The sequence below is a fragment of the Rhizobium sp. SEMIA 4085 genome (assembly GCF_013004495.1).
GTDB classification, from domain to species: Bacteria; Pseudomonadota; Alphaproteobacteria; order Rhizobiales; family Rhizobiaceae; genus Rhizobium; species Rhizobium gallicum.
This window is the reverse complement of the sequence record NZ_JABEPH010000459.1, coordinates 1-3,980: the sequence shown is the minus strand read 5'-3', so window position 1 is coordinate 3,980 and position 3,980 is coordinate 1. Positions and strand designations below refer to the sequence as shown.

The window sequence follows — 3,980 nt, the reverse complement described above, 5'->3', positions numbered from 1 at the left end:
TTCCACCGGTCCTGCGTAGCGTGTGCGGCCTCCCATGCCGTGCGACTTGCATCTTCCATGCTCTCTCCCCACCGGTGCCATCCCTGCCGGATTTCGGACATCTCCCCGAAATTCAAACGCCAATTCCTCTTTCCAGGCTTGAACCCATCCGACGAAGCTAATCACCGGTTAGTTGACAGTGCGAAGGGCGCGATACGGGACTATCCTGCAGATAGCGGTAACCGCCCGATTGGCACCGCCTGTCAGAGGCCCTCGCAATCGCTTATGACACGTGTTTAACGACGTCGTTAGCGACGTGTCTTGGGCGGATTTGTTTATGCGGATCGATATTCTTGGACAGGAACGGCGTCGACGTTGGAGCGATGAGAAGAAGCTCGACATTGTCATGTCGGTTGGGGTCGATGGTGCGACGGTGACCGAAGTCGCGCACCGGCACGATGTGACGCGGCAGCAGATTTACAAATGGCGCCGTGAGCTGAAGATGAAGGGACTATTGGCGCCGTCGCCGAATGCCCTGTTCCTTCCGGTTGACATACCTGTTGTGCAGAACCCGCCCCATAGGCGCGAAGATGCCGGCGGTTTGCCGCCGATGATCGAATTGCAACTATGCTGCGGACGAAGCCTCCGCTTTGACAGCGGCGTGGATACCGTCGTTCTGACAAGCTCATCCGGGCGGTGGAAGCAGCATGATTGGACCAGGGACCGGCGTTCGGGTCTACCTTGCCTGCGGTGCTACGGACATGAGGAAGGGTGTCAATCGGCGTTCAAAATTGGCTCTGACGCAGATTTGGTGCAATTCTCTCATGTTGCGCCAATCAGGCGGGCTTGAAGAAGATCAAGCTTTCCGCGTCCGTACATCTCGCGCTTTACCAGCTTGAGCTTGGTGATCAGCCCTTCGGTTTGCCCATTGGACCATGGTGTGACGATCGCCGCCCGAACCGCCTGAATGTCTTTCGCTACGCCGTTGCCAAAGGAGGCGACCAGACTGTCTCGGGCGCGGTCGATCCACGGCACGAGCTGGTTTTCCAATTTGCGCCGAACCATCAGATGGAAGTCGGTAATGATATCGCGAGCCGCAATGAGCAACGGGACGCCGCTTTCGATCGCGGCGATGGTGACGGTTTCGGATTTCGTCAGGTTGTCTCTGTTGGTTGTTAAGAGGCGAGCAATCGTCCTGCCGGAGGGAATGCGGGTCAATGATTCCGCATCGGCCTTGTCGGCCCGCTTCCGCCGTGTGGCCCATTCACTCACGACCCGGCGCGAACCACGAAAGCCCTGAGTTCTCAAACGCCGCCACAGCTCAGTGCCGTTCCGCTTGCCGGCAGCCCATTGCGCGTCGAGCCATTCGAGATATGGCTCCAACGAGCTTTCCCGTGACCGAAAGACATCGTTTCGTTGCCCTCTGAGCACCTGGCGGACCAAGCCGCGGCTATGACCGGTACGGCGCACGATTTCCTTGATCGTGACACCGTCCTTTGCCAGCGCAATGATGGCCGCGTTGGTCTGTTCGCGCCGGAGATAGCCTTCGTATTGAAGGCGTTCGGCCGCGGTCAGCAGCCTGGGATTGACCCGCGTTGCTCCGAGCGTCTTGCGGATTTGTCGCATCGATTTGCGGACCGCATCCAGGAACGCACGGCTGGCATTCTCCATCAAATGCCATCGATCGGCGACCTGCACTGCATCGGGCAATGCCCTTGCGGCCGCCAACCCGTAAGCGCCGCCACGATCGCGGGCAATGATTTGGATTTGGGCATTCTGCCGCAGCCAAGCTTCCGCCGTCGCCGGCTCGCGGTCCGGCAGCAGACGGACCGGCCGCCGACGCTCCAGGTCACACACGATCGTGCCGTAGCGATGATTGCGCCGCCAGGCCCAGTCGTCGATGCCAATCACCGAGGGCGGGGTCGACGGCGGTAGTCCTTGCCTGCGGATGACGCGGAGCAAGGTGTCGTTGCTGAGGGGAAGCATCAGCCGCTGGGCAAAACGCGCCGCCGGGCGTCCTCCAAGCGCAAGCGCCAAATGGTGGACGACATGCTCGAGGCGTCCGGTTCGTCTGGCATAGGGCGGCAGCACATCGCCAAACCGCTCAGCGAATATCTGTCTGCCGCAGAGCACGGCATCACAAGCGAACCTTCGTGTCTGCACGAGCAGCCTGACGCGTTTCCCAGAGAGGGGAAGGTCCGCGACTTGGCGGCGATAGCGACTTCGAACCGTTCGCGACATTCGTCCGCATGCCGGACACGCCGCCGCAGCACCGGCTCGGGAAAGCAAAATGCAGGTCTCATCGTCAATGTGGGTGATGCGTTCGGCGATGAAGCCAGTTGGTACCAAATCAGAGGGGCGAAACTTGGTGCTCATGCTGATTCCTTTATGGAAACCAGCAAGCAGCATCGTCACAACTGCATCAAAACTGAGTCAGAGCCAAAATTGGACGCCGGAACACAACGAACGCAGAGACCCTGCCTTCACCTGACGATCCAAGCTCGATTGCAAGGCTCGGGAATAGTGATGACGAAACAGTGGATCAACATGCCGTAAGTCCTGCGCAAAAAAGCGGGCTTCGTGCCCGAATCATTTATTGGGGGAACGGCCTACATCAATCGAAATTACGGCTCACTGAAAATCAGAGAAAAGGAAGTCAAGATAGGCCTCCGGGGGAGCAACCGTAGAACGTATTACCAACGCGAAATGCAAGCCATGCGCTTGCTTGAACGCTATACTTTTCATAAATGTGGTCGTTGAGCGGCCCCTAGCGGCGATTATCAAAGATCAATGCCGCTACCCGCGGGGAAATCCTTTCCGCCGTGGGGAACGTCGGAGCCGACACCTATTGTGGCTTTGTCGACTCCGAGACACGGTGCGTTTCGGTGTCTCCTTGCTGAACTCTCATTTAAGCCATTGAACAACAGGCTAAAGCTGGTTTCTGATGGTCTTTCTGCGCGGTTGGCACCGATTTTGTATCTTCAACATCGCGAGCCGGAAGGAACTGCCTACCATTTTGATGTCGTCGTTAAGATAGATGTGTATTCACTCTTCACAGAGCCTTGGAACGGTCGTCGATCCGGAGATCTTCATGCAGGCGATGCTAAGAACTTTGTGCCACCGCGAAAACACTGCAGTCGCCCATTTGCAGTTTAAGGCCCAACACCGCAGCTGGCTGACGCCTCCCTCGGACTATGCGGCTCCAGAGCGATCGGAGGCTCCATATATGGATAAGAACATCTCTTCCGCTGCGGATCCCATCCACAGTGAAGATCGCGCGCTTCTGACGAATGCATCGCGCAACGCAATTAACCGGCTGGTTCGCTGCCTGTTCGCTGAGCGTCTGCTCGATCCAGATGCGTTGCTGTGGGCGAAGGATGACCGGGAGGCTTGGTTCCCCCTCTGGGCTTCGCAGCGTGTGCTACATTTCACTGACCTGCGCCTTGCGCCCGCCGGAATAGTGCAAAATCGCGGGCAGGTCGAAGTGCTTTATGGAACCGGCGGTCAGCAAAGGATCGAGGATCCCGCCGCCTTGATAAGCGAAGTCGTTCCGTCTCTCGCGATTACGCCGGCCCCCAACGGACTGGAGCATCTGCTGCGCGACGTCGACAGCAGCGTGTGTAACGACATTCTCGCGCGGCGCCATCGCGAACAGTGGAGCTCCGAGCTAAGGGGGCAAATCGCCCAAGCGGGTGCGTCTGGATTCCTCGCCTATCTCGAAGAAAACTTGCCGCCGCACCTCGCGGCGATGACCCTCGACCAATGGGGCGCGCTGGAAGGCCATCCATTCTATCCGACCTGGAAGGCCAAGCCCGGCCTCGCCCCCGAGGACGTTGTTGCATTGTCGCCTGAGTTCGGCGCGCGGGTGCGCCTGCGCATCGTGGCGCTCCGCAGCGATTGGGCCTATGTGGAGAAGATGCCGCATGTGGGCGGCTATTCGGAATGGTTCGCCCGGAACTTTCCCGAGCTCTGGCGCGACTGGGCGGACGGTAGGCGGGCCG

At 58.9% G+C, this 3,980-nt stretch carries 3 protein-coding genes; 2 read left to right on the top strand and 1 reads right to left on the bottom strand.

All coding sequences use genetic code 11. The annotated features are described in order from the left end of the window. Positions 1–316: 316 nt before the first annotated feature. Positions 317–829, top strand: coding sequence for a transposase (locus tag C9413_RS29065; RefSeq protein ID WP_082046645.1), 513 nt, complete (start codon positions 317–319; stop codon positions 827–829). Here the strand turns inward: C9413_RS29065 and C9413_RS29060 are convergent. Then, a complete protein-coding gene (locus C9413_RS29060; RefSeq protein ID WP_040114468.1) occupies positions 802–2,355 on the bottom strand; it encodes an ISL3 family transposase in 1,554 nt (517 codons plus the stop codon). The two genes, C9413_RS29065 and C9413_RS29060, sit on opposite strands and share 28 nt — an antisense overlap. 850 nt (positions 2,356–3,205) lie before the next feature. Between C9413_RS29060 and C9413_RS29055 the strand changes: the two genes are divergently transcribed. Beyond that, positions 3,206–3,980: IucA/IucC family protein (locus C9413_RS29055; protein WP_246703877.1), on the top strand; the 775-nt coding region annotated here is incomplete at its 3' end.